Origin of the sequence: Streptomyces sp. NL15-2K, assembly GCF_030551255.1 — a bacterium.
Taxonomy (GTDB): Bacteria; Actinomycetota; Actinomycetes; order Streptomycetales; family Streptomycetaceae; genus Streptomyces.
Genome location: NZ_CP130630.1, coordinates 3278839 through 3303356, shown reverse-complemented (window position 1 = coordinate 3303356; position 24518 = coordinate 3278839). Strand labels below are relative to the sequence as shown.

The 24518-nt window shown below is 71.2% G+C and carries 21 protein-coding genes; 12 read left to right on the top strand and 9 right to left on the bottom strand.

Annotated elements, in window-relative coordinates; genetic code table 11:
• Positions 1-4: 4 nt before the first annotated feature.
• The 5 genes from Q4V64_RS14425 to Q4V64_RS14405 all read right to left on the bottom strand — a co-directional run bounded on the left by Q4V64_RS14425 (position 5) and on the right by Q4V64_RS14405 (position 5573).
• The gene (locus Q4V64_RS14425) at positions 5-1027 is read right to left on the bottom strand and encodes a sugar ABC transporter substrate-binding protein (protein WP_124445650.1); all 1023 of its coding nucleotides are present in this window, start codon (positions 1025-1027) and stop codon (positions 5-7) included.
• 160 nt (positions 1028-1187) lie between these two features.
• Positions 1188-2570: an MFS transporter gene (locus tag Q4V64_RS14420; RefSeq protein WP_124445651.1), complete on the bottom strand. Its 1383-nt coding sequence runs from the start codon at positions 2568-2570 to the stop codon at positions 1188-1190.
• Between the two features lie 265 nt (positions 2571-2835).
• Complete coding sequence (locus Q4V64_RS14415; protein WP_124445652.1) at positions 2836-3822, bottom strand: nitronate monooxygenase; 987 nt, start codon at positions 3820-3822, stop codon at positions 2836-2838.
• Positions 3823-4205: 383 nt separating this feature from the next.
• Positions 4206-5117, bottom strand: a complete 912-nt coding sequence (locus Q4V64_RS14410; protein WP_124445653.1) for a LysR family transcriptional regulator — start codon at positions 5115-5117, stop codon at positions 4206-4208.
• Between the two features lie 66 nt (positions 5118-5183).
• A complete protein-coding gene (locus Q4V64_RS14405) occupies positions 5184-5573 on the bottom strand; it encodes a hypothetical protein (RefSeq protein ID WP_253267532.1) in 390 nt (129 codons plus the stop codon).
• A 119-nt stretch (positions 5574-5692) separates the two neighbouring features.
• Between Q4V64_RS14405 and Q4V64_RS14400 the strand changes: the two genes are divergently transcribed.
• A complete protein-coding gene (locus Q4V64_RS14400; protein WP_124445654.1) occupies positions 5693-6313 on the top strand; it encodes a GPP34 family phosphoprotein in 621 nt (206 codons plus the stop codon).
• 55 nt (positions 6314-6368) lie between these two features.
• Here the strand turns inward: Q4V64_RS14400 and Q4V64_RS14395 are convergent, their stop codons facing one another.
• The 3 genes from Q4V64_RS14395 to Q4V64_RS14385 form a co-directional block, all read right to left on the bottom strand.
• Positions 6369-7511 carry an acetamidase/formamidase family protein gene (locus Q4V64_RS14395; protein ID WP_124445655.1) on the bottom strand — a complete coding sequence of 381 codons (1143 nt, stop codon included), beginning with the start codon at positions 7509-7511 and terminating at the stop codon, positions 6369-6371.
• Between the two features lie 262 nt (positions 7512-7773).
• Complete coding sequence (locus Q4V64_RS14390; RefSeq protein WP_124445656.1) at positions 7774-9999, bottom strand: cytochrome P450; 2226 nt, start codon at positions 9997-9999, stop codon at positions 7774-7776.
• A gap of 142 nt (positions 10000-10141) precedes the next feature.
• The gene (locus Q4V64_RS14385) at positions 10142-11233 is read right to left on the bottom strand and encodes an NAD(P)-dependent alcohol dehydrogenase (protein ID WP_124445657.1); all 1092 of its coding nucleotides are present in this window, start codon (positions 11231-11233) and stop codon (positions 10142-10144) included.
• A gap of 72 nt (positions 11234-11305) precedes the next feature.
• Between Q4V64_RS14385 and Q4V64_RS14380 the strand changes: the two genes are divergently transcribed.
• The 9 genes from Q4V64_RS14380 to Q4V64_RS14340 all read left to right on the top strand — a co-directional run bounded on the left by Q4V64_RS14380 (position 11306) and on the right by Q4V64_RS14340 (position 22114).
• Entirely contained in the window at positions 11306-12751 is a 1446-nt protein-coding gene (locus Q4V64_RS14380; protein WP_124445658.1) for an aldehyde dehydrogenase family protein, read from the top strand.
• 11 nt (positions 12752-12762) lie between these two features.
• On the top strand, positions 12763-13965 hold the full coding sequence (locus Q4V64_RS14375) for a helix-turn-helix domain-containing protein (RefSeq protein ID WP_124445659.1): 1203 nt from the start codon (positions 12763-12765) through the stop codon (positions 13963-13965).
• 195 nt (positions 13966-14160) lie between these two features.
• Positions 14161-15183 carry a zinc-binding dehydrogenase gene (locus Q4V64_RS14370; RefSeq protein WP_124445660.1) on the top strand — a complete coding sequence of 341 codons (1023 nt, stop codon included), beginning with the start codon at positions 14161-14163 and terminating at the stop codon, positions 15181-15183.
• A complete protein-coding gene (locus Q4V64_RS14365; RefSeq protein WP_303709968.1) occupies positions 15180-16559 on the top strand; it encodes an amidohydrolase family protein in 1380 nt (459 codons plus the stop codon). Before Q4V64_RS14370 ends, Q4V64_RS14365 begins: the two co-directional genes overlap by 4 nt.
• Before the next feature lie 13 nt (positions 16560-16572).
• Positions 16573-17241, top strand: coding sequence for a flavin reductase family protein (locus Q4V64_RS14360; RefSeq protein ID WP_303709967.1), 669 nt, complete (start codon positions 16573-16575; stop codon positions 17239-17241).
• A gap of 89 nt (positions 17242-17330) precedes the next feature.
• Positions 17331-18425: a BMP family ABC transporter substrate-binding protein gene (locus tag Q4V64_RS14355; RefSeq protein WP_124442838.1), complete on the top strand. Its 1095-nt coding sequence runs from the start codon at positions 17331-17333 to the stop codon at positions 18423-18425.
• Positions 18426-18459: 34 nt separating this feature from the next.
• Positions 18460-20016, top strand: coding sequence for an ABC transporter ATP-binding protein (locus Q4V64_RS14350; protein ID WP_124442837.1), 1557 nt, complete (start codon positions 18460-18462; stop codon positions 20014-20016).
• The gene (locus Q4V64_RS14345; protein WP_216377670.1) at positions 20013-21203 is read left to right on the top strand and encodes an ABC transporter permease; all 1191 of its coding nucleotides are present in this window, start codon (positions 20013-20015) and stop codon (positions 21201-21203) included. Before Q4V64_RS14350 ends, Q4V64_RS14345 begins: the two co-directional genes overlap by 4 nt.
• On the top strand, positions 21200-22114 hold the full coding sequence (locus Q4V64_RS14340; RefSeq protein WP_124442836.1) for an ABC transporter permease: 915 nt from the start codon (positions 21200-21202) through the stop codon (positions 22112-22114). Before Q4V64_RS14345 ends, Q4V64_RS14340 begins: the two co-directional genes overlap by 4 nt.
• A 194-nt stretch (positions 22115-22308) precedes the next feature.
• Here Q4V64_RS14340 and Q4V64_RS14335 read toward each other — a convergent pair whose 3' ends face one another.
• A complete protein-coding gene (locus tag Q4V64_RS14335) occupies positions 22309-23343 on the bottom strand; it encodes an aldo/keto reductase (RefSeq protein WP_124442835.1) in 1035 nt (344 codons plus the stop codon).
• Between the two features lie 268 nt (positions 23344-23611).
• Between Q4V64_RS14335 and Q4V64_RS14330 the strand changes: the two genes are divergently transcribed.
• Together Q4V64_RS14330 and Q4V64_RS14325 are read left to right on the top strand one after the other, a co-directional pair.
• Entirely contained in the window at positions 23612-24064 is a 453-nt protein-coding gene (locus Q4V64_RS14330) for a VOC family protein (protein WP_216377669.1), read from the top strand.
• Positions 24049-24444, top strand: coding sequence for a nuclear transport factor 2 family protein (locus Q4V64_RS14325; RefSeq protein ID WP_124442833.1), 396 nt, complete (start codon positions 24049-24051; stop codon positions 24442-24444). The genes Q4V64_RS14330 and Q4V64_RS14325 overlap by 16 nt, the downstream gene beginning before the upstream one ends.
• The last annotated feature ends 74 nt before the right edge of the window (positions 24445-24518 follow it).

Here is a 24518-nt window from a genome sequence, read left to right as displayed (position 1 = left end):
CGTCTCAGGAGGCACCGCGGATGCCCTGGTACGTCTCGTTGATCTTCAGCGCGACGCCCGCGCTGTCCTTGTCGATGACCAGCGGACCGGTGAGCACCGTGCCGGAGGGCGCGATCCCGTACTGCACGTACTGCTTGGCGATCAGGACGCCGTAGTACGTCTGGAGATAGGGCTGCTGGTCCATGGCGTACTGGATCTTGCCTGCCTCGACGTCCTTGAGGACCTTGGTGGACAGGTCACCGCTGCCGATGGTCAGCTTGCGGCCGGCGTTGTTCGCCGCGGTCAGCGCGCTCTCGGCGACCATGGAGCCCGTGGTGAACACACCGTCGATGCTCTTGTCGGCCTTGAGCGCGCCCGCGATGGCCTGGGTGACCTTCGTGGGGTTGGTCGCGTTCTGGTAGGGGATACGCAGCGAACTCGCTCTGCCACCGGCCTTCTTGAGTGCGTCGGTGTAGCCCTGGCACAGCTGCTCCAGCGCGGGATTGCCCGGGACCGTGTTGACGCACAGCCCCTTCTTCACTCCGAGCTCGGCCGCCCGTTCGCCCGACCTGGTGCCGGCGACCGCCGGCTCGATGCCGACGAACGAGAGGGCGCCGAGCTGCTTCCAGTCCGTCACGCCGGAGTTGATGACGACCACCGGGATGCCGGCCTTGATCGCCGCCTTGATCTCCGGGTTCTGGGCCTCGGGGAAGAAGTTGCCGACCACGATGGCGTCCGGCTTCTTCGCCACGGCCGCCTGCATCAGCTTGGCCAGCGTCGGGCCGGAGGCGTCGGTCGAGGTCGGGCTGAGGTACTCGGTGGAGACGTTCAGCTCCTTGCCGGCGTTGTCGGCGCCGGTCTTCATCGCCCCGAAGAACGGGTCGCTCAGCGGGCCCGACACGACGACCACGGACAGCTTGCGGCCGGCGGAGCTGCCGGAGCTGTCCGAGTCGGCGGAGTCGGTGCGCTTGGAACAGGCGGCGGTGACGGCGGTGGCGGCGACGGCGGTCGCGATCAGGGCGATGCGCGATCTGCGGAAGGGGGACATGGCTGCTCCACGGGGTTGAGGGGCGGTCAGTGGTGACGGGGACGGAGTACGGCGATGGGGCTGTGGTGCGGCGGGTGGTCGGGGTTCCGCCACGCCCGGCTACGTGGCGGAATCCCGTGGCAGCGCCCGCGTTGTCAGGGGAGACGGGCGCTGGTCCGGATCACTTGGCGGGGGCGGGTTCGGGCGAGGCCGCCCGATCGGGTGTGCCGTACCGGGCCCACACGGCGCGGACGAGTCTGTTGTCCCTGCCTCCGCGCAGCAGCGTCACGCTGACCACGGTGGAGACGGCCGCCACGGCGATGGGGTAGGCCAGGCCGGCGAGTTGGTTGCCGGTCGACGCGGTGAGCGAGAGCGCGATGAGCGGCATGAACCCACCGAAGACACCGGCGCCCAGGTGGTACGACACCGACAGGCCCGTGTAGCGGATCCGGGGCGGGAACAACTCGGTCAGCCAGGCGGCCGTCGGCGCGTACACCATGGCGCTGAACACGATCTGCAGCGTCACCGCCACCACGACCTGCGCCCATGACCGGTCTGCGGCGGCTTCGCGGATCCAGGCGTACAGGGGCAGGAAACTCACGGCCGAAAGGGCCAGGCCCGCCACGATGACAGGCTGCCTGCCGTACCGATCGGACAGCCGGCCGAACAGGATGTAGGAGGGCGTACCCAGCACCAGCGCGACCGCCATGCAGATGTTGGTGGTGAGGAAGTCCACCTTCAGCACGCTCTGCAGGAAGTACAGGGCGTAGAACTGGCTCGTGTACCAGACCGCTCCCAGGCCGGCGGTCAGGCCGAACAAGGTGAGCAGGACGAGGCCGAGGGACTGGCGGTCGCCCAGCGTCTCCCGGATGGGCGCCTTGGAGAGGGTGCCCTGTGCCTGCATCCGGGCGAACACGGGCGACTCATGGAGCTTCAGCCGCAACCTCAGCGACAGGACGACGAGGACGGCGGAGAGCAGGAAGGGCAGACGCCAGCCCCACGAGGTGAACGCCTCCTCTCCCAGCAGGAGCCGGCAGGCGACGACGACGCCCAGGGACAGCAGCATCCCCAGGCTGGCCGTGGTCTGCAGGAAGCTGGTGAAGAGGCCCTTGCGGTCCGCGGGGGAGTGCTCGGCGACATATGTGGCGGCGCCGCCGTACTCGCCGCCCACCGCGAAGCCCTGGAGGAGCCGCAGCAGTACCAGCAGCACGGGGGCCGCTGTGCCGATGGTGTCGTACTTCGGGAGACAGCCGATGAGGGTGGTGGCGGCGCCCATGACGATGAGCGTGGCGAGGAAGGTCTTCTTGCGGCCGACCCGGTCGCCGAGCCTGCCGAAGAACAACGCCCCGAGCGGACGGACGACGAAACCGGTGCCGAACGCCGCCACGCTCACCAGCAGCGCGAGGCTCGATTCGCCGGAGGGAAAGAAGAAGCCGGAGAAGACGACGGCGAGGCTGCCGTAGATGAAGAAGTCGTACCACTCGATGAGAGTGCCGGTGCTGGATGCGGTGATGATGCGGCGCAGTTCTCTCGGCGAGGTCTGCGGGGGCAGGGGACTGGACATGGTGATTCCCTCCCGACGCCGGTGCGGCGGTGTCGCATGAGTTCGGGAATGAGCGGATGTGCCGAAGCCGAAGCCGAAGCGGTCCTGAGGGCCTCGCGGCCTGCGGTCGACGGTCGTCTTCAGCCGGGTGTGGAACCGAACACCTTCTGAGCCGTGCGGGGAGTGGTCGCCGATCAGCGACCGCTTCCGCTCGTTTATCGAGCGGAAGAACATGGGGGGTGGCAACGGGACGTCGCTGTCCCGCAGCGCGCGGACACAGTCGCGGTCAGCCGCTGACAACGGCGGTCTGTGGAGCCCATCGGCCGAGACGGGTCGCGGCGTCCCGCGCCATCCGGTGCACCACTTCACCGGCGGGCAGGATCTCCTGGACCAGGCCCACGCCCTCTCCGACGATCATGTTCGCGACGTCGAAGTCCTGCTGTGAGACAGCGGCCTCGAACTCCGCGGCGGCCTCGGCGAGATGTGCGCCGAGTTCCGACTCCCGCCCGTGCCACCGGTCGATGAAGTGGTTGCGCAGCAGGCGACCGTTGTACTCGGCGGGCCAGTCGTACTGGCGCACGATGTCGTAGACGCTGGTTCGGACGGTGTCGTCGCCGCCGGCGGCCACCGCGCGGGAGTGGGCGCGAGCGGAGACCGCCGCTTCCCGGGTCGCCCAGAAGCGGGTTCCGACCAGGACGCCGTCCGCGCCGAGGGCGAGTGCGGCGGCGAGTCCGCGACCGTCCGCCACCCCGCCGGCGCCCAGCAGGAGTGTGTGCGGAGAGCGGTCGGCGATGAGGTCGGCGACATCGGGTACGAGGGTGAACGTCGACCGCGTCCCGACTCCGTGCCCGCCGGCCTCACCGCCCTGCGCGACGACGACGTCCGCTCCGGCGTCAAGGGCCTGGCGGGCCTGGTCGAGCGTGTGGACCTGGCACAGCAGCGGTACGGTCGCGGCGCGGATCCGGTCGGCGAACGGGGCCGGGTCGCCGAAGGACAGCATGACCGCGGCGGGTCGGTACTCCAGGGCGACGTCGAGCAGCTCGGGGCGGCGGGCCAGGCTCCAGGTGATGAAGCCGCACCCCACCCGGGTGCCGGCCGCGGCGGCGAACTCCCGCTTCAGCCACTCTCCGTCGCCGTAGCCTCCGCCGATCATGCCGAGTCCGCCCGCGGTGGTCACCGCGGTGGCGAGCGGGGCCCCGGAGACGAGGTCCATCGGGGCGAGCACGACGGGGTGCTCGATTCCGAAGGCGTGGGTAAGGCGCGTTCTCAGCAAGGCGAAGTCCCCTTCGTCCAGGCATCCGCCCGGCAGTGCGGCGGGCGGCGCGGCGTTAGGGGGACAGTAGGTTCGCCGAGACTTCAGATCCAACGATTGGTTGCGATGGGAGCCATCTCTGGAAGAGAACATTCCGGTGGTCAGCGAGCGTCAGGCCGGTGACTAGTGCCGCGACAGGCAACGTTCGCCCTTCAAGGAGCGGCGTCCGGTGCGTGCTCTGGGGGTCCCCCCTCTGGGGGAGTGCCGGCCGGAAGGCTCCGTCGATGGACCGGACGTACTTGGGCTTCCGGCCGGTGCGGCGAGTGGGGGCACCTCCCACGCCTTTAGGGCAGTGGGGGAGCGTGCCGGGCGTCGCGACGGGGCGAACGTTGCCTGTCGCGGCACTAGCCGGTTGCCGTGGCAGAACGCCCGACCATCCGCAGGACGGGCGGAGTCTGCTCCACGGCCCGCGCGTGCGTGAGGAAGCGAGTCAGGGCGGGCAACGGCGGTGCGTCGACGCGCTGGACGAAGACGGTCTGAGCGCGTGCCTCCTCCTCGGGCAGCTCGTGCACGCGAACCTGTTCGAGGGAGACGTGCCGCTCGACCACGGCGGCAGGCAGCAGAGTGACGCCCATGCCGGCCCCGACGCAGCCGAGGATGCCGTCCAGCGTTCCGAATTCCATGCAGCGAAGGCCGGCGGCGCCCCGTGCCTGCAGAATGCTCTCCAAACGCCTGCGGTAGGAGCAGCCGCTACGGAAGACGAGGATCCTGGGGTCGCGCAAGATGGCGTCCAGGTCGGAGACCCGGCGTGCCGTGACGAGGACGAGGCGTTCCTCGAAGACCAGGGTTTCCACCATGTCGGGCTGCCGCACGGGGCCACTGACCAGCGCGCCGTCGAGCCGGTACTCCAGGACGTCCCGGACCAGCTGTTCGGTCGGCCCTGTGATCAGCGAGAACTCGACGCGGGGACAGTCCTCCGCGAAGGCCGCCAGCACCGCGGGAAGCCGCAGGCCCGCCGTGGTTTCCATCGACCCGATCCGCAGTGGTCCGCACGGATCGGTCTCATCGCCGATGACGTGTCGCGCGTCGTCGACGAGCCTGCTGATGCGCTCGGCATACGGCAGCAGCTGCTCGCCCGCATTGGTCAGCGCAACGCCCCGGGCATGCCGACGGAACAGCGGGGCGCCGAGCTCCTTTTCCAGCGCGTGGATCCGCGCGCTGACATTCGACTGCACGGTGTGCAGTTCCTGAGCGGCCTTGGTGATGCCCTGGGTACGAGCGACAGCCAGGAAGACCCGCAGGTCGGACAGTTCCATGGCGACCTCCACATGGGCCTTGGGTGACCAGGAGCATACCTGCGGTCGGCTACGGGGTGGATTTTCTCAGCGGCCGGGGACGGGCAGTACACCTTCGGTGTACTGGGCGATCCCGTGGCCGAAGAACTTCGCCGGGACGCGTGCCGCCCCGGCGTGCAGGATGGCCGCCTTGATGTCCGGCACCCCGCGGGAGATCTCCGCGACCGTGAGGCGGGTGATCAGAAAGTTGGCGACCGGCCCCACCCCGTCCTCGTCGACGGCAGGTCCGGTCGTCTTGGTGAGGTAGCCGTGCGGGCCGGCCTCGTCGAAGGTCGGATCACTGACGATGCGCAGGCCGCCGATGTCGATCGGAGCTGCACCACCGACCCGCGTGGGCGCAATGCTGGGAGGTGGATGCCTGCGTCCAGCCGGCCCGAGGAAGGGCCGTGTTCCGTATGTCGGGACGATATCTTGCATTGACGCAGAGTCTCTGGGCCCGCCATAGTGCTGCGAGTACTTCCTCGGGATCTGGTTCGGCTACCCGGTCCGGAAGAACCCCGAAGCTGAAGCCGTAGCGCCGTATTGGGGAGACCGGGATGAAGACCGATGCCACCTCGAGCCTCTGCGGTGACTTCATGCTGGCTGTGTATCTGGACGGGCAAGGCCGTGTTCCTGGCTATGGCACCGGCCTCGACTTCGGCTTGAGCGGCGCGATGCTGATGGAACTCGCTCTGGACGGCTTCATCCACACCGTTGACGGATACATCGTCGCCGTCCGCGGTGCACAGCCGCAGGACCGCGCGCTCGGCGAGGTTCTCGCGCGGATCCGGTCGTCTCGCAAACCGCGCACGGCATCGGAGTGGGTCAGGGCCCTGAGCGTCGGCGCGCACAAGCGTCTGTCGGCCGGCTTGATCGCCGAGGGTGTCCTCGTTCGCACGCCGAGTCGGTTGCCGTTGCCGACCGGGTGGGCTCGTCGCTACGACGTCCTGCGCAGCGAGAGGCGGGATGCCGTGGTCCGCTCTCTTGGCGGTGCGGCCGATTCCTCGGAGCGCTTGGCCGCGCTGGCCGCGCTGGCGAGTGCGTGCGGGGCCGCGTCGGACGGCCGGGAGTGGAGCGAGTCCGAGGCGCTGCCGCGGTCCATGAGCCCGGCCTGCGCCCAGATCCTGACCGCGGTCGCCGCCTGTGCGGGGCTCGCGGCGTTCTCTTCCTGGACCTGAACCCGCCGCCTGGTCCGTTTCGCCGTGCCGCGGCGGGAATCGGTGCATCCGTCGGTCAGCGCGGTCGGCCGATCTCGCGGAAGTCGGACTTGCGGATCTTCGCGTGGACGCCCTTCACGTCGTCGACGACCTGGGAGACCGCGAAGTCGCCTGCCGCGCTGAGATACGCCATCGCCAGATGGCGGTCGATGCCGTAGTCGGTCGCGAGCAGGTCCAGCGCGCAGCGCACGCAGTCGCGCATCGCCTCGTCGAGGTCCTTGTCCAGGCCGATCGGCACCAGGTAGTCGTCCGTCTCGGCGAACGGGGCGACGCGGCCGTGGCCGGGCCGCAGTGCCGCACCGCCCGGCACCACCTCGAGCTTCACGGTGGCACGCAACGACGCCTCGAACGCGGTGAGGGCGACCTCGCCGTCGCCCTGAGCGAAGTGGGGGTCACCGAAGTAGACCAGCGCGTCGTCGACCTGCACCGGGAGGAACAGCGTGGCGCCCTCGCCGAGCAGGGAGATGTCGATGTTGCCCCCGTGGCGCCCCGGCGGCACCGAGTGCGGCCGCTCGTCCCCGGGCACCGCCACACCCATCACGCCGAGGAACGGCCGCAGCGGGAAGCGCAGTGAGCCGCGCGAGGGGTCCGTCGGATCCACCGCCATCCGGCCCCACGCGCCGTGGCTGTCCGCGTGTGCCGTGGCGAAGGTGAACGCGGGACCGGGCAGCGAGGGCATCTCGCCGGGGAGTGCGCCGAAGCCGTGGCGTGCGGAGACCATGCCGTACGGAACGCGCGGAGTGAGGCCGAGGACGGTGATGGCGAGCAGATCGCCGGGCCGGGCGCCGGCCACGGCGATGGGCCCGGTGACGAGGTGCGGCCCGTCGTCGTCGAAGTCGTGCGGCATGCCGGAGTCCGCCACCTGCTGGGCGTCGTCGAGCACATGGCCGCCGCTGACGCCGTAACGGCCGAAGAACTGGGCGGGGTCGCGGCCCTGGTCCTCGAGAACTCCCTCGTGGCTGAGCGTGTCGACCGTGACGACGGAGCCCGGTCGCACGACCGCGCACGGTGCGTCCGCCTCGCACGGAAGGCGACCCCACAGGGTGTTCCCGGGCGTGGCCGGGACGTAGGTCGTCGACGCGATCGCTCCGTGGCCGGGCTGGAGGATCGGGAAGCCGGTCGCGGCGACGTCGAGGAGGGGCGAGTCGATCGCAGTCATGGCCGACCTTTCGTGGAGGGGAAGGGCTGGCCCGACGCTAGGAACGTCCCGTTGCCCCGGTGTTTCCGGTGGGGGTCCGTGCCGTTACGCTGTCTCGTATTCCAACATGGCATCTCGCATGCGTTGCTATGGAGGGGCCTGGATGGATGTCGGCGACGTTGTTTCTCCTCGGCGGCGGCATGCTGGAAACGGCCACCGCGCGGGTCCAACGGCGAACGTGACGTCCGCTGTTGGACCCGCGCGGTGGCCGGCCGAGGACTGCTCAGATGTCGAGGACGAGCCGGTCGCCCTGACACCGGCCGACACAGATCATCATCGTGCGCCCGGCAAGGCGTTCCTCGTCACTGAGCACGGAGTCCCGGTGCTCCGGCGTCCCGGCGAGCACACGGGTCTCGCAGGCGCCGCAGTAACCCTTCTCGCAGTCGTAGGACAGGCCGCTCACGGCCTCGCGCAGGACCTCGATGAGGCGGCGGTCGGCCGGTACGGCGAGTGTGACTCCCGTGCGCGCGAGCTGGACCGCGAAGGTCCGGTTCTCCGCGGCGTCGAACGCCGTCTCGAGGTCGTCGCCGGCGGTGAAGCGCTCCAGGTGCAGCCGGTCGGTGAGATCCAGGCGGGCGCACTCGCGCTCGACGGCCGCCAGCATCGGCGCCGGCCCGCACGCGTAGACGGCGGTGTCCGCGTCCAGGTCGCCCAGCAGCCGGGGAAGGTCCGGCAACCCGGCCTCGTCCTGCGGGAGGAGGGTGAGCGCGTCGCCGGCGACGGCGGCGAGTTCGTCCGCGAACGCCATCGTCGAGCGCGTGCGTCCGCCGTACACGACGGTGAACGGTGTGCCGCGTCCGGCCGCCGCACGGACCATGGCGAGGATCGGTGTGACGCCGATGCCGCCGGCGAGGAACAGGTAGGACTGTGCCGAGGTGAGCGGGAAGTGGTTGCGCGGCCCGCGGACCGCGAACACGGCTCCCGGGCGGGTCAGTTCGTGGAGTTCGGCCGAACCGCCCCGGCCCTGGGGCTCGCGCAGGACGCCGATGCGCCACGTCGTGGCGTCGGCGGGGTCACCGCACAGCGAGTACTGACGCAGCCTGCCCGAGGGCAGACGCAGCTCGACGTGCGCGCCGGGCCGCCACGCGGGAAGGTCGCCTCCGTCCGGCAGGCCGAGGTCGACGGCGACGACGTCCTCGGCCGCGGCGCGCACCGCGGTGACCCGCAACGGGGTGGGTGTGGTCAGCGCGCGGGCCGAGCCTGCCGCCGCCGTCGCCCGGGGACCGGGCGTGAAGAGCGCCGGGATCGTGTCCCAGCCGGACTGGTTGCCGCGCGTCGGGTAGGCGACGAGCCCGTCCTCGATCACCTGATAGTCGGGCAGCCGGGTCAGCACCTGCGTCATCATCGCGCGGAACATGGCCCGGGCGAGGTGCGCGCCGGCGCACCGGTGCGAGCCGATCCCGAAGCTGAGATGCCGGCTGGCGTCGCGGTCCAGCCGCACCTGTTCGGGTGCGGGGAACACCGCGGGGTCGTGGTTCGCGGCGACCCACGGAATCAGTACCCGGTCGCCCTGGTGCATCGGGCAGCCGCCGACCTCGACGTCCTGGATGACCGTGCGCGCCATCGACTGCGACGGGGCGAACGCGCGGAGGAACTCCTCGGTCGCGGTGTCCAGCAGATCGGGGGAGTCGATCAGCCTCTGGCGCTGGTCGGGGTGGCGAGCGAGGTGGACGAGCGTCGATCCGGTCAGGGACGTGGTGGTGTCGACGCCACCGGCGATGAGCAGGCCGATCACCGACACCAGCTCGTCCTCGCCGAACTCGCTGCCGTCGCCGCGCCGGCCGGCCACCAGCGCGCTGACGGCGTCGGCCTTCGGTGCGGAGCGGCGCTCGGCGATCAGCTCGCGGATGCGCTGATCCATGTAGGCCAGTCCGGCGGCCCCGCGCACGGCGCGCTCGCTGCCGGCCGCCGCGGCGAAGATGTCGTGGATCGGCCCGGCCAGCTTCGCCCAGTCCTCCTCGGGGAAACCGAGCCAGTCCAAGGTCACCGCGGCCGGCAGCGGGTTGGTGAGATCACGGACGAAGTCGCAGGAGCCGAGCTCGACGAAGTCGTCCACGACGCGGGCGGCGTGGCGCTCGATCATGGGCACCAGCCGCTCGATCGCCTCCGGGGTGAGCAGCGGGTTGATCAGGTGCCGGTACTCGGTCGACCGCGGCGGGTCGAGCTCGATCGGATACTGGTCGAGCCCCGGTCCCTTGGGGATGACGATGCCGACTCCCTGGCCGCCGTGGTCGCTGCGGGCCGAGGAGAACGTCTCGTCGTCGCGGGCGATGCGGGCCACGTCGGCATACCGCGTCGTGTAGGCGAAGCCGCCGTAGGCGGCGGACCGGCCTACCGGGCAGGACTCGCGAAAGCGCGCGTAGTAGGCGACCGGATCGGCGTTGGCCTCGTCGGAGTGGTGGTCGAAGTCGATGTCGGCGGACGTTTCGGCGGACGTTTCGGCGGACATGGTGGGCACGCTCCACGTGCTCGTGTGTTGTGCGCGGTGTTGTCCGGCCGCGCCACCGGATGGCTGGTGCCTCATCGGCGTCATGCCTGGTGCCTCATCGGCGTGGGCCACCCTAAGGTGCCGCCGCCGTGGGCGACAACGCTCAGAAGGTCAGCACGGCCTTGCCGACCGAGCCCGACCGGACCGCCGCGACGGCCTCGTTGATCTGCTCGAACGGGAAGTAGGTGATCATCTTCTCGACCGGGAACTGCCCCTTGGCGTTGAGCTCGAGCAGCTTCGGCAGGAACAGCTGCGGCAGGCTGGAGCCGGCGATGATGCCGGTGACGCTGCGCCCGTTGAGGATGCTGCGCCACTCGAAGCTCATCGACTCGCTCGGGCCGATGCCGATGACCCCGGCGCGACCGAGCGGCCCGAGAGCCTCCACCGCGGTGCGCAGGACGTCCTCGCGCCCGGTGGTGTCGATCACGAAGTCGAACCCCTCGGGGACGAGGGCGGCCAGCTGCTCGGCGGCCGGTCCGGCCGAGGAGTCGGAGGAGTCGACGGTGTGCGTGGCGCCGTAGCCGCGGGCCGCCTCCAGCTTGGCCGGGTTCACGTCGACGGCGGCGACGATCGCGCAGCCGCTCAGCGAGGCGGCGATGACGGCGGCCACGCCGACGGCCCCCGCCCCGAAGACCGCGATCGACGAGCCGGGGCGGGGTTGCAGCACATTGAGCACGCCGCCGGCGCCGGTCTGGAAGCCGCAGCCGAAGGGTCCGGCCCGCAGCAGGTCCAAGGACGGGTCGATCCTGACGACCGCCCGCTCCGGTGCGACGACGTGGTCGGCGAACGACGACTGGCCCAGGAAGTGGGCGTTGACCTCGCGTCCCTCATGGGTCACCGCGGTGGAGCCGTCGGGCCTGCGGCCGGAGAAGTTCACCGCGTCGAAGCTCCGGCAGTAGGCGGGTGAGCCGGTGCGGCACAACGCGCACGTGCCGCACGACGCGAAGGACATGGTGACGTGGTCGCCCGGGCGCAGGGAGGTGACGTGTGCGCCGACCTTCTCGACGATGCCCGACCCCTCGTGCCCGAGCAGCGCCGGCGTGGGGAAGAAGGTGGCGAACTCCAGGTCGGTGCCGCAGATGCCGACGCCGGCGACGCGGACGAGCACCTCGTCGGGGCGGGGCTCGTCCAGGTCCACCTCGGTCAGGACGAATGGCTGTCCGGGTTGCTCCAGCAGAGCGGCGGTGGCGCGCACCGGGCCTCCTCGGTGAATCACATAGCGAGATCACATATTGACATGCGTGACAAGGTCGGTCAAGGTTCACGTATGGCGGCTGTTGACTTCCCTTCCTCCCAGCAATTCATCGACGGCGAGTGGGTCGCGGCCCGCGACGGCGGCACCCTGGACATCGTCGATCCGGCCACCCGACAGGTGATCACCAAGGTGGCGCTCTCGGGCGGAGCCGATGTCGACGACGCGGTCGCCGCGGCGCGCCGCGCCTCCCCTGCCTGGGCGGCGACCAACCCCAGCGAGCGCGGGGCACTGATCCGGCGCTGGGCCGACCTGATCCTCGCCGACGTCGAGGCGCTGGCGGCCGTCGAGGCGAGGGACGTGGGCAAGCCGCTGTCCGGGGGCCGGACGAACATCTACATCGCCCACGACATCATCAACTACTTCGCGGGCGCGGCCGACAAGCTCACCGGGGTCACGCTGCCGACCCGCAGCCCCGACTACCTGGGCTACACGGTTCCGGAGCCGTACGGCGTGTGCGCCGTCGTCATCCCGTGGAACGTGCCCGCCGTGCTCACCGCCGCGAACGTCGCGCCGGCGCTCGCCGCGGGCAACACGGTCGTCCTCAAGCCGTCGGAGATCGCGCCGCTGGCCCCCTTCGCCCTCGCCGAACTCGCCCGCCGCGCCGGCTTCCCGCCCGGGGTGATCAACGTCGTCGCGGGCGGCCCCGAAGCGGGCGCCGCGCTGACCTCGCACCCGGGCGTCGACCACATCAGCTTCGTCGGCTCCACCGCCACCGGACGGGCGATCATGACGGCCGCCGCGCAGAACCTCGTACCGGTGAAGCTCGAACTCGGCGGCAAGTCGCCGAACGTGCTGTTCGCCGACGCCGACCTCGACACGGCGATCGAGGCGGTCGTCGCCTCGATCACCGAGAACGCGGGGCAGAACTGCTACGCCGGTTCCCGGCTGCTCGTCGAGGCCTCGGTGCACGACGAGGTCGTGGAACGGGTCGCCGCCGCCATGGCCGCGATCAAGACCGGGCCCTGGGAAGCCGACCTGGACATGGGGCCGCTGGTCAGCGCCGCGCAGTTCGCCCGCGTCAGCGGCTTCCTCGAGGACGCGCCTCGCGAGGGCGCGCGGCTGGTCACCGGTGGCGCGCCCACCGGCGACGGGTGGTTCGTCCAGCCGACCGTGTACGACCGTGTGGACGCGGGCATGCGCGTCGCCCGCGAGGAGGTCTTCGGCCCGGTCCTCGCCGTACAGTCGTTCCGCGACACGGCCGAGGCGACCGAACTGATGAACGCGACGGACTTCGGCCTGCTGGCCTGCATCTGGACCAACGACGTCTCCCGGGCACTGCGCCTGGCGAAGGACGTCCGCTCCGGGCAGGTGGCGGTCAACCAGTTCCACGACGCGGGAGTGATCGGCTTCCCGTTCAACATGCAGAAGGACAGCGGCTTCAGCCGGGGCGGCGGGTACGCGGCGCTGCGCGAGTACACCCAGGAGAAGGGCGTGGCCATCCGGCTGCTGGCCCGCTGAGACTCGACGCCATGGGAACCATCGCCGAGGCGCGGTCCGGGCCGGCCCGGGACGGATGGGGGCCGGACGCCGAACCTGCCGTGCTGGAGCGGGAACTGACCGAAGCCGTGCTCGCCGGCGCCGCGCGCTCGGACGTGCTCCGCGCGCTTGCGCGGGCGACCGGCCGGCAGGTGCGCCTGCTGTCCGCAGAGGGCGTGCCGCTGGCGACCACCGACGGCGGCGCGGGAGTGCCGAACACGGTGGCGGACAGCGTGCTCGCCGGCGTGGCCGGACCGTTGGTCGACACGCTCGACGGGCTGTGCGCCACGGCGCTGCCCGTGCGTGCGGGGACCACAGTGGGCGGTGTGCTGCTGACCGTCGGTCCCGGTGACCCGCGCGTGCGGGCGCTGGCCGGTGCCGCCGTCACCGCGCTCCTCATCGACGCCGTGCGCGGAGGGGACAGCCCTGCCGAGGTCTCGCCGCTGCACACACCGGCCGACGTCGTCGCCGTACTGCGGTCCGGGACGGTGAGCCCCTCGGTGTGCTCGGCGGCCGCGCGACTGGGGATCGACCTGCAGCGACCGCCGGCCGGTGCCGTACTGCACTACAGCGGCTCCCGCCTGCGGGCCTGGTCCACCGCCCTCGCCTGGCTGGAGCATCCTGTGCGGCAGGAGGCGCGCACGGCGTGGACGGTGGTGCCGGGCGAGGCCGTGCTCGCCCGCCTGCAAAGCAGGCTGCGCCTCATGACCGGCGACGAGTCCGCCGGTGACCACGTCGTCGCGGCGAGCGGCTCCTATCCCGACTCGACCGTAGGTCTGGCCCGGTCCTTCACCGAGGCCGAACGGCTGCTCGGCCTGGCCCGGATGCGGCGCGTCCCGCTGCTCACCTTCGGCCGCTGCGGAGTGGTCCAGGTGCTGTTGCCCCTCCCACCCGCGGAGCTCGAGGCGTACGCCGAGGCGCACCTCGGGCCGATCCGGCAGCGTCCGGAGCTGATGGCGACGCTCCGTGCCTGGCTGGCCGAGAGGGGCAGTCGGCAGAGCGTCTCCGAACAGCTCCATCTCCACCGCAACTCGGTGGGCTACCGGGTTCGCCAGATCAAGAACCTCCTCGGCACGGATCCCCTGCTTCCCGCCGCCTCGGCGCAGTTGCACCTGGCGCTCGCGGCGCTCGACCTGCTCGCCGCCGACGACCGGCGGCTGCGTGGCGACGACGAGCCGGTTCCAGCGGGACACTGAACCGCCGTTCGGCCGGACATCGAACCGCCGTTCAGCCGGACACTGAACCGCCCCTCAGGCGGATACATCGACGAAACCCAGTTTTTCCATACAAGCGTTGACAGCACTGGTCGCCATGGGCAGAGTGGCCTCACAATACGTTCCACCGCCTCGCAATGCGAGACGGCTGAGGTGAGGAGGGCCGCGGTGCGAGCGATGGTGCAGACCGATTTCGGGGGAACCGAAGTCGTGTCCCTGCGGCAGGTCCCGGAGTCGGTATGCGGTGCGCGCGACGTCGTCGTCGAGGTCGCGTACTGCGGGCTGAACCGCCTGGACCTGCTGCAGCGCAAAGGGCCGGGCCTGATCCCCGGCTTCAGCCTTCCGCACGTGCCGGGCATGGACTTCGCCGGAACGGTGGTGGCGACCGGATCCTCGGTGACCTCCATCGTCCCAGGTGACCGGGTCATCGCCGATCCCACCCAGGGCTGCGGCAGCTGCTCGCGCTGCTCGGTGGGCGATCGTGCGTACTGCGTCAGCCCGCGCGTCCTCGGCGGGAACACCCCGGGCGCGCTCTCCGAATACGTGCTGGCGTCCGCCGAATCGATCGTCCGGGTCCCCGAGATCCTCCCGCTCGCCGCGGCTGTCACCCTGCCCACCGCCTTCGCCACGGCGTGGCACGCGGTGCACGCCGTCGGGGCACTGGACGCCGGTGAGACCCTCGTCGTGCACGCGGCCGCGAGTCCCGTCAGCCTGGCGGCCATCGCGCTGGCCAAGCGGGCCGGTGCCTCGGTCGTCGCCTTCGCGGGCAGCGACGCGAAGCTGGCCGCGGCCCGCGCGGCCGGCGCGGACCTGGCGCTGCGCAACGACGAACCGGACCTGGCCAAAGCGGTGACTGCCTTCACCGACGGCGCCGGCGCGGCGCTGGTTCTGGACCACGTCGGTACCGACACCTGGCGCACCTCACTGGACTGCCTCGGCATCCGCGGGCGTCTGGTGCTGCTGGGCAACACGAGCGGCGACCAGGTGTCGTTCTCGCTCCAGGAGGTCTTCCACCGCGGCCTGAAACTGCTGGGCGCCGGCGGCTACACCTCGGCCGACTTCGTCGCCGCCACGGCAGCCTGCTTCGCCGACGGCCTGCACCTGCCCACCGCCGCCCGGTTCCCGCTCGAGGATCTCGCCGACGCCTGGGACGTACTCGGCGCCCGCGACACCATCGGAAAGGTCGTGATCGCGCCATGACCGACCTGCTGATCGTGGGCGGCGACATCGTCACCATGGACTCCACGCGGAGGGTTCTCACCCGGGCGACGGTCGCCGTGTCCGGGGACAGCATCGCCGCGCTCGGCACGGCCGAGGACCTGCGGGCCCGCTTCCCGGGTGCCAAGGAGATCGACGCGTCGGGCTGTGTCGTCATCCCGGGCCTCGTCGACGCCCACCAGCACACGACCGTCGACCCCCTTGTACGCAGCACGATCCCGGATCACATCAGCTCGCAGGAGTCGATCTTCGACTGGATCGTCCCGCTGCACGCCCACGCCGACGGCGACGACGACGAACTGGCCGCGACCATCACCGCCGTCGAGTGCCTGTCCCGGGGCATCACCACGGTGTTGGAGCCGGGCACGGTGGCTTATCCGGAGCGGGTCGCCGCAGGGCTGGCCGCCGCGGGGATCCGCGCGCGGGTCGGCGGCTGGGGCTGGGACGCGGAGGGCGTGCCGTTCGGCGCGCCCGCCGACGAGGTGCTCTCCAGGCAGGAGGACATCGTCCGGTCCCTGCCGGTCACCGGGCCGGTCACCGGGTGGGTGACGCTGGTGGGCCACGACCTCGCCAGCGACGAGCTCTTCGCCGGAGCGGCGAGCCTGGCCGAGCGGCTCGACACCGGGCTGACCTGGCACGTCTCGCCGGGACCCGCCGACGTCGAGGCCTACGCCAAGCGCTGCGGGCGCCGGCCGGTGGTCCACTTCGGCGAGCTGGGAGTACTCGGCCCGCGCCTGCTGCTGGGGCACGCCGTGTGGCTCGACGACGCGGAGGTCGACGCCATCCTCGCCACCCGCACCGCGGTCGCCGCCTGCCCGGGGGCCTACCTGCGTCTCGCCCAGGGATATACCCGCGCCTCGCGCCACGCCGAGCTGGTGCGCCGGGGCGGCCGGGTGGCACTGGGCTGCGACGCCCACAACGCCGGCGACGCCCCGGACGTCCTCCTGGCCGCCTACCTGTTCGCCGGCCTCGAACGCGACCGCGATCTGCCCGACCCGATCCGCGCCGAGCAGGCATTCGCGCTCGCGACAATCGACGGGGCCGAGGCGATCGGTCTCGGGGAGCGGACCGGCTCCCTCGAGGTCGGCAAGGCCGCCGACATCGTCGTACTCGACACCGACGATCCCGCCTGGATGCCCCGCGGCGACCTCGCCCGCCAGCTCGTCTGGGGCCACGTGTCGCGCACCGTCCGTGACGTGCTGGTCGACGGCCGCGTGGTCGTCCGCGACCGGCGGCCGACCGGCATCGACCTCGCCGCCGTCGCCGAGGCCGCCGCCGAGCGATCCGCCGCCCTCCTGCGGCGCGCCGGTCTCACGCCCCGCCCGACCTGGCCTGCGGAGCCGGCGGGCACCCCGTAAAGGAGACCACCCGTTGAACGTCATCGACATGTCCGGCCGCACCCCGGCCCAGAAACAGGGCCTGCTCTCGCAACTGGTGGTACCGCGGCCGATCGCGATGATCACCACGCTCGACCCGGACGGGGGGATCAACGTCGCGCCGTACAGCTACTACATGCCGGTCAGCGGCGAACCGCCGCTGATCGCCGTCACCATCGGCGCCCAGCGGGAGGCCACCCCGGAGCCGAAGGACACCTGGCTCAACATCGAGCGCACGGGCGAGTTCGTCGTCAACGTCACCACCGCGGAGATCGCCGAGCACATCGAGGCGGTGGCCCGCGAGTACCCCCGCGGCGTCAGCGAGATGGACGTCGCCGACTGGCGACCGGTGCCCTCAGAGGTCGTCGACACGCCGTCGCTGGCCGACAGCCCCGCGCACCTGGAGTGCCGGGTGCACGAGGTGATCGACCGCGGCGACCACTCTTCCTGCTTCTCGGGTGTGCACATCGTGCTCGCCGAGGTCGTCTGCATCACCACCGACGACTCGGTCATGTCAGCCCCGGGCCGCATCGACCCCACCCAGGTCCGAGCGGTCGGGCGGATGGGCTTCCCGTATTTCGTCGCCGCGGGTGCGGACTCCCTCTTCCACCAGGAGCGTGTCGCCTACGCCGCGCTCGGCCGGGCCGACACGTCCGCCGACTGACCCACCCCCCCGACCCGCCACCCCCCGACCGCCACCCTGATCCGCCACCGCCCTTGACGGGGCGGTGCCACCCAGCGAATGGAACGCACATGACCGCAAGAAGCTCGCTTCGGCGTTGTCGGGCCCCGCTCGGCCTCGCCCTCGCCCTCACCGGAGCCCTCGTGCTCTCCGGCTGCGCCAGCAACGAGGCGACGGCAGCCAAGACGACCCCCGAGGCGAGCGGCAGCGGCGGCTCGGGTCTCAACGAGCCCGACGTCAACGGCGACGGCAAGGTCGTCATCGGTGTCCTCAGCCCCGGCGACATCAACGACCACGGCTACTACGAGAGCTTCGTCGACTCGGCCGACGCTTTCGCCAAGGAAAAGGGCTGGAAGGTCATCAAGCGCGGCAGCGTGCCCGCGAGCGACGCGCTCACCGCGGCACGCGCGCTGTGCCAGCAGCACGTCGACATGGTCGCCCTCGCCGCCAGCGAGCTCAAGGCCGCCATCCCGGCCTCCGAGGAGCCGGTCTGCGCCAAGACCGCCTGGTACGTGCCGTCGTCGGCGAACCTCGACCAGACCCCGCGGATCCTGCTGTCCTCCGACAACCCCAACCAGTCGATGCTCGCCGCAGGCTACGCCGCGGGCCTGAAGATGAAGGCGGCCGGCTACACCAAGGCCGGGTTCGTCACCGGCATCAAGGCCGACTTCAGTGTCCTGGGAGCCAAGGCCTTCCTGGCCGGGATCCGGGAGGTCGTCCCCAAGGCCACCCTGGTGAGCACCTACACCGGTGACTTCAACGACTCGGCGAAGGCCAAGGAGGCCATCCAGGCCCAGATCAGCCAGGGTGCCAAGGTCATCTACCCCTACCTCGGGGGCGCGACCGACGCCGCGGCGCAGGTGGCGAACGCCAGCGGCGTGCTGACCCTCACCCCGGGCACCGACCGGTGCGACTCGACCAGCCCGAAGTTCGACATCTCGGTGATCTTCAGCCCGGGTGACTACTTCCGCGCCGCGCTGGAGAACTTCGCCAAGGACGACCTGAAGATGGGCACGACGCGCGTGTGGCAGCTGGGTGTCGATCGCTTCCCGACCGTCAAGATCTGCAAGGGCCAGGGCGACGAGGACCAGCAGCTGGCGGAGTTCATGAAGAAGATCGGCAGCAAGGCGATCGACCCGGAGGCCGAGGTCAAGCGCCTCGGCTGACCGTGCCGACACCGACCCAGGAGAGTCACACGCGATGACACCGACGACCTCAGCGGCTCGGATCCTCGAGCTGCGCGGCATCACCAAGTCCTACGGGTCCGTCACGGCCTGCGACGCCGTGGACCTCACCGTCGACGCCGGCGAGATCCACGGTCTCCTGGGCGAGAACGGGGCGGGCAAGTCCAGTCTCATGAAGGTCCTGCTCGGGCTGATCCGGCGCGACGCCGGCACCGTGCTGGTGCGCGGGGAACAGGTCGCGCTGGACAGCCCGCAGGAAGCGGCCGAGCTGGGCATCGGCATGGTGCACCAGCATTTCAGCCTCATCAGCGGGCTCACCGTGTGGGAGAACGTCGCGCTCGGCGACACCGGCACAGTGGACAAGCAGGCCATCTGCGCCGACATCGCCGAGGTCGCCGAGCGTTACCGGCTGCCGGTCGACCCCGAGGCGCGCGTCGACGCGCTCTCGGCGGGCGAGCGGCAGCGCGTCGAGGTGGTCAAGTGCCTGCGGCGCAACCCCCAGATCCTGATCCTGGACGAGCCCACCTCGGTGCTGACCCAGGCCGAGTCGGAGGAGTTGTTCGCCGTGCTCGGCCGGGTGGTCCAGGAGGAGGGCCGCGCGGTCATCCTCATCAGCCACAAGCTCGCCGAGATCGTGCAGGCCACGGACCGGGTGACGGTCCTGCGCAAGGGCCGTGTCGCCTTCCGGGCGGTCACCGCCGAGACCACCGCACCGGAACTGGCCCGCCAGATGGTGGGCCGTGACGTGTCGCTGCGCGAGGAGGGAGCCGCCCTCGGCCTGCTGCCGGTCACCACGACCCGCACGGGCCGGGGCGGGGCGCACGACCGGCCCCCGCCCGTCCTGCGCCTGGACCAGCTCACCGTCGAAAAAGGCGGGGTGAAGGTTCTCCAAGGAGTCGACCTGACCGTCGGGGCGGGCGAGATCTGCGCCCTGTACGGCGTCGAGGGCAGCGGCCAGGCGGCGCTCGGCGAGGTCCTGGCCGGGCTTCTCGCGCCGACCGCCGGCACCGTCGAGGTCGCCGGGAGCCCGGTCGACCTGAGTCGGCCCGGCGTGCTCGGGAAGGCCGGTCTGGGCATCGTGCCGGAGGACCGGCACCAAAGCGGCGTCGTCCTGGACATGAGCGTCACCGAAAACCTGACGATGAAGTCGCTCGACAGGCTCAGCGGCCGGTTCCTGCTGCGCCGGCGGGCGATGCACGCCGAGGCCCGTCGCCTCGCCGACGAGTTCAACATCGTCACCCCCTCACTCGACGCACCAGTGCGCAGCCTGTCCGGAGGCAACCAGCAGCGCGTCGTGCTCGCCCGGGAACTGTCCGGTCACACCAGCGTCCTGGTCGCCGCGCAGCCCACCCACGGGCTGGACGTCGGCGCCATCGAGGACATGTACGCCCGGCTGCGCCAGGCGGCCGCCGACGGCGTCGGAGTGCTGCTCATCTCCACCGAACTCGAGGAAGTCATGGCCCTTGCAACCTGGATCGCGGTGATCTCGTCCGGGCGGATCACCGGAGCACTCCCCGTCTCGGAGGCGACCCCCGAGCGACTGGGCATGCTGGTCGGCGGTGAGGCCGCATGAGTGCCGCCCCGCTGACGAAGCTGACGAGTGGGGACGACCTCGCCCGGCGCTTTCTCGCCCGGCTCCGGCCCGGGCGCGATGGCTGGATGACGGCCGGCCTGACCGCCGTACTGATCGCCGTCGCCGCGGGAGCCTCCGCGCTGCTGCTCCTGCTGACCGGTGGCTCGCCGCGTGCTTCGGCGGACGCGATATGGACCGGGAGTCTGGCCGACGCCACAGGATGGACGACGACGCTGCTCAACGCGGCGCCGTTGCTGCTGGTCGCGGTCGGCGCGTGCGTCTGCGCGTCGGCCGGCACCTTCAACATCGGCCAGGAGGGGCAGGTCCTCATCGGCGGCCTGGCCGGAGCCTGGGTCGGGCTGCGGCTGGCCATGCCCGGCCCGATGCTGGTCGTCGTGGTGCTCCTCGCCGCGGCCGCCGGCGGTGGCGCCTGGGCCGCGCTCAGCGCGGTGATGCTCCGCCTGCGCGGTGTCAACGTTCCGGTGAGCACCCTGCTGATGACGTTCCTCGCCATCCAGCTCGTCACCTTCGCGGTCAGCACCCCCTGGTTCCTGCAGGAGAGCGCGCAGGGCTCCTCGGGCATCGCCGACGCGGCGTCCAACCAGCTGCCGGCAGGCGCCCGGCTCGGCGGCTTCGGACAGTACCCGTCGGTGCAGTGGAACACCGGCCTGTTCATCGCCCTCGTCGCCGCGGTCGGCGTCGCGGTGGTCCTCACCCGCAGCCGCTGGGGCTTCCGGGTGCGCATGATCGGACTGAATCCGCTGACCGCCAAGCACACCGGTGTCCGGGTGGCCGCACTGGGCGGCTTCACCCTCGCCCTGTCCGGCGCCTTCGCCGGACTGGCCGGCGGGCTGCTGCTGGTCAGCCCGGTCGGTACCAACCGGCTGCAGGCCGGGCTCTCGGACAACTTCGGCTGGGACGGCCTGCTCGTCGCGCTCGTCGCACGCAACCGGCCCCTGGTCGCGATCCCGGTCTCGCTGGTGTTCGCCGTGCTGCGTGCGGGCGGCGATTTCCTCTCGGCCACGGGCGTGCCGTACTACCTCGTCGATGTCGTCAAGGCGCTGCTGGTCCTCGCGTTCGTCGCGCCGCCCGTCCTCATCGATCTCTACAGCAGGCGTCGCGGTGCCACACCGCAGGCGGCGCCCGACCTGTCCGTCGTCCCGACCAAGGTGAAGGCAGCCGCGTGAGCGTTCTGGACAGCACCACCACCATTCTCGCCAGCGGTGTCCGGCTGACCGTGCCACTGGCGTTCGCCGCCTGCGGTGAGTACGTGGCCGAGCGCGCCGGCACGATGAACATCTCCGTCGAGGCGATGATGCTCGGCGCCGCGTTCACCTCGATCGCCACCGCGAGCGCGACCGGCAGCGCCACGGTCGGCCTCGCGGCCGGTGTCGTGACCGGCCTCGTCCTCGGCTTCGTGCACGGCAACTTCTCCCACCGGGCGCAGATCAACACCTTCGTCGTCGGCCTGGTGCTGAACGCGCTGGTCCTCGGGCTGACGAGCTACCTGATCACGACGAACGAGTTCGTCTCGCACCAGGTCCACATGTTGTCGATCCCGCTGCTGCAGGACATCCCGCTGATCGGCAAACCGCTGTTCTCCGAACGCTGGCCCGCCTTCCTGCTGCTCGCGCTGATACCACTCACCTGGTGGCTGGTCGAGCGCAGCCGCTGGGGCCTGGAACTGCGGGCGGTGGGGGAGAACCCCCAGGCCGCCGACGTCACGGGCATCAAGGTGAACATGCGGCGCCGGCAGGCTCTGCTGTGGTGCGGCGCACTGGCCGGTCTCGGTGGCGCGTATCTCGCGGTCGGCGAGGTCGGATCGTTCAACCAGAACATGACCGCCGGGCGCGGATACATCGTCATCGCGGCGGTGATCTTCGGGGCGTGGCGGCTCGGCCGGACCATGCTCGGCTGCCTGGTCTTCGGCCTCTCCGACGCGATGCGCCTGGCGCTCCCGGCGCTCGGCGTCACCCTCAACGCCCAGCTGCTCGTCGCGGCCCCGTACCTGCTCGCGCTCCTGGCCATGCTCCTGTTCACCACCCAGCACCGGGAACCCGCCGCCCTCGGCCGCCCCTTCGAGCGCGGGTCGACGTGACGACCCGGGCCCGGCGCGGACGGACGCCGACTGCGCGACGGCGCGGGGCCGGCATGCGGGTGCGAGTACGCCAGTGCCTCCCGACGTCGCCCTGCCATGCGTGGATCGATGCGATGGCCGGGTTCCGGCCGGGACGGATGCGGGCCCCGGGAAGGCGCGGGGTCGGCATCCGCCGTGGGTGCGCGTCATCGCCGTCAGCGGCGGCGCAGTGCCGCGGTCTCCAGCGCCGGCGGCGTGTAGCCGACGTCGAGCGGGTTGAGCACGCTGCCCGGCGTGACGAGTTCGTCGATCCGGTCCAGCGCCTCGGCCGACAGCGGCCGGTCCACGGCGGTGAGCTGCGACAGGAGCTGGTCGTGGGTGCGCGCGCCCATGACGGCCGAGGTGACGCCGGGATGGGCGAGCACGAACCGCAGCGCCAGCTCGACGAGCGTGCAGCCCTCCTCGGCGGCCAGGCGCACGAGTTCCTCGACGACGGCGAGCTTGCGCGTACGCACCTGCTCGTCGGCGAAGTCGAAGTGGTCGCTGTTCCTCAGCGCGCGCGAGTCCGCCGCCGGTTCGGCGTCGGCCCGGTACTTGCCCGTCAGCCAGCCGCCGTTGAGCGGGCTCCAGACCATGACGCCCATGCGGTGCCGCCCCGCGGTGGGCAGGGCAGCGGCCTCCGCGTGCCGGGCCAGGATCGAGTACGACAGCTGTTCCACGGTGAACCGCTCGCTGCCACCGCGCCGCGCCGCCCACTGGGCCTCCACGATCTCCTCGGCCGGGAAGCTGGAGGTGCCGATCGCCCGCACCTTGCCCGCCCGCACCAGGTCGCTGAGCGCACCGAGGGTCTCCTCGACGTCGGTGAGGGGATCGGGGCGATGGACGAGGTACACGTCCAGGTGGTCCGTCCCCAGTCGGCGCAGGCTGTCCTCCACGGCACGTGTGATCCACAGCCGGGAGGCGCCGCCCCGGTTGCGGTCGAGCGGGCCCGCGGGCATCCGGCTCGCGACCTTCGACACCAGGACGACGTCGTCGCGCCGCCCCTTCAAGGCCCGGCCGATGATCTCCTCCGACTCGCCGAAGGCGTACACGTCAGCGGTGTCGACGAAGTTGACCCCGGCGTCCAGCGCCGTCGCCACCATGCGGTGGCACTCCGCCTCGTCGGTGTTGCCCCAGGCGCCGAACATCATCGACCCCAGGCACAGCTGACTCACCTCGATGCCCGTCCCACCCAGAATCCGGTAGTGCACGCTTGCCCTCGTCTCCCAGCCGACGCCCTGTCGCTGTCCTCTCGCAGGCTCGCACAGCGGCGGGCCGCGAACCGATGTCGCGCGGGGCCAGCATCCCTGGCCTGCACGTTGTGTCCGCAGCACATCGACCCACGGGCGCGTCCGTGCCTAGTCTCAAAGAACCCCGAACAAGAACCCCGAACAAGAACCCCGAACAAAGAAACCCGAACAAAGAAACCCGAACGCAGAAATGCGAACGAAGAAATCCGAACTACTCACTGGAGGTACCGTGGCCACCGGTCTCACCTCGGCCCGCTGGACTCACCTCGCGCTGCCGACCGGCGATCTCGACAAGGCGATCGCGTTCTACACCACCCTGACTCCGCTGGTCGTGGTCGAGCGGTTCAAGGACGCCGACGGCGAGAGCGTCTGGCTCTCCAACGACCAGCAGGCCGAGACGCCGTTCGTGCTCGTCCTGGTGTCGTTCAACAAGGACAAGGGCAACCAGCTGGGCCTGCTGCACCCGTTCGCGCACATCGGCATCGAGGTGCCGGCGCGGGAGGACGTCGACGCGCTCGCGGACCGGGCCCGCGAGCTGGACTGCCTGCACTGGGAGCCCCGGCAGATGCCCGACCCCATCGGCTACATCTGCGCCCTGAAGGACCCCGACGGCAACGTCGTCGAGATCTCCCACGACCAGCGGGTCTTCGACTCGGTCCGCAAGAAGTGGGGTTCGTCCTGAAGGACACCCGCGCCGCCGTCGAGGCGTACCTCGCGGCGTTGAACGCGCACGACGCCGACGCCGTGGCCGCCTGCGTGGCCGAGGACTTCGTCAACGAGCACACGTCGTCGGCGGGCATCAGCCGCAAGGGCCGCGCCGAGTACCGCGCCGCGCTGACCGGGTTCCTCGAGAACTTCGGGGACCTGCACTACGCGCCCGAGCGCCTCCTCGTCGACGGCGACTCTGCCGCGGTGCCGTACGTCATGACGTTCCGGATGCGTTCGGCGGGCGACCGCCCCGTACGAGTTCGCGGGGTCTTCGTGTTCACCGTCGCCGGCGGCCTCATCACGCACCGCACGGACTACTGGGACAGCGGCGAGGTGCGGCGGCAGCTCGCCTGACGCCCTGGCCGCCAGCCGGAACCAACCCTCTGACAACCCCTCTGACAACCCCTCTGACACCCCGTCCGCCTCAT

Coding starts and splice junctions, on each gene's coding strand:
- Q4V64_RS14425 (WP_124445650.1), bottom strand. CDS start 1,027: ATGTCCCCCTTCCGCAGATCGCGCATCGCCCTGATCGCGACCGCCGTC.
- Q4V64_RS14420 (WP_124445651.1), bottom strand. CDS start 2,570: ATGTCCAGTCCCCTGCCCCCGCAGACCTCGCCGAGAGAACTGCGCCGC.
- Q4V64_RS14410 (WP_124445653.1), bottom strand. CDS start 5,117: ATGGAACTGTCCGACCTGCGGGTCTTCCTGGCTGTCGCTCGTACCCAG.
- Q4V64_RS14405 (WP_253267532.1), bottom strand. CDS start 5,573: ATGCAAGATATCGTCCCGACATACGGAACACGGCCCTTCCTCGGGCCG.
- Q4V64_RS14400 (WP_124445654.1), top strand. CDS start 5,693: ATGAAGACCGATGCCACCTCGAGCCTCTGCGGTGACTTCATGCTGGCT.
- Q4V64_RS14395 (WP_124445655.1), bottom strand. CDS start 7,511: ATGACTGCGATCGACTCGCCCCTCCTCGACGTCGCCGCGACCGGCTTC.
- Q4V64_RS14390 (WP_124445656.1), bottom strand. CDS start 9,999: ATGTCCGCCGAAACGTCCGCCGAAACGTCCGCCGACATCGACTTCGAC.
- Q4V64_RS14380 (WP_124445658.1), top strand. CDS start 11,306: ATGGCGGCTGTTGACTTCCCTTCCTCCCAGCAATTCATCGACGGCGAG.
- Q4V64_RS14375 (WP_124445659.1), top strand. CDS start 12,763: ATGGGAACCATCGCCGAGGCGCGGTCCGGGCCGGCCCGGGACGGATGG.
- Q4V64_RS14370 (WP_124445660.1), top strand. CDS start 14,161: ATGGTGCAGACCGATTTCGGGGGAACCGAAGTCGTGTCCCTGCGGCAG.
- Q4V64_RS14365 (WP_303709968.1), top strand. CDS start 15,180: ATGACCGACCTGCTGATCGTGGGCGGCGACATCGTCACCATGGACTCC.
- Q4V64_RS14355 (WP_124442838.1), top strand. CDS start 17,331: ATGACCGCAAGAAGCTCGCTTCGGCGTTGTCGGGCCCCGCTCGGCCTC.
- Q4V64_RS14350 (WP_124442837.1), top strand. CDS start 18,460: ATGACACCGACGACCTCAGCGGCTCGGATCCTCGAGCTGCGCGGCATC.
- Q4V64_RS14345 (WP_216377670.1), top strand. CDS start 20,013: ATGAGTGCCGCCCCGCTGACGAAGCTGACGAGTGGGGACGACCTCGCC.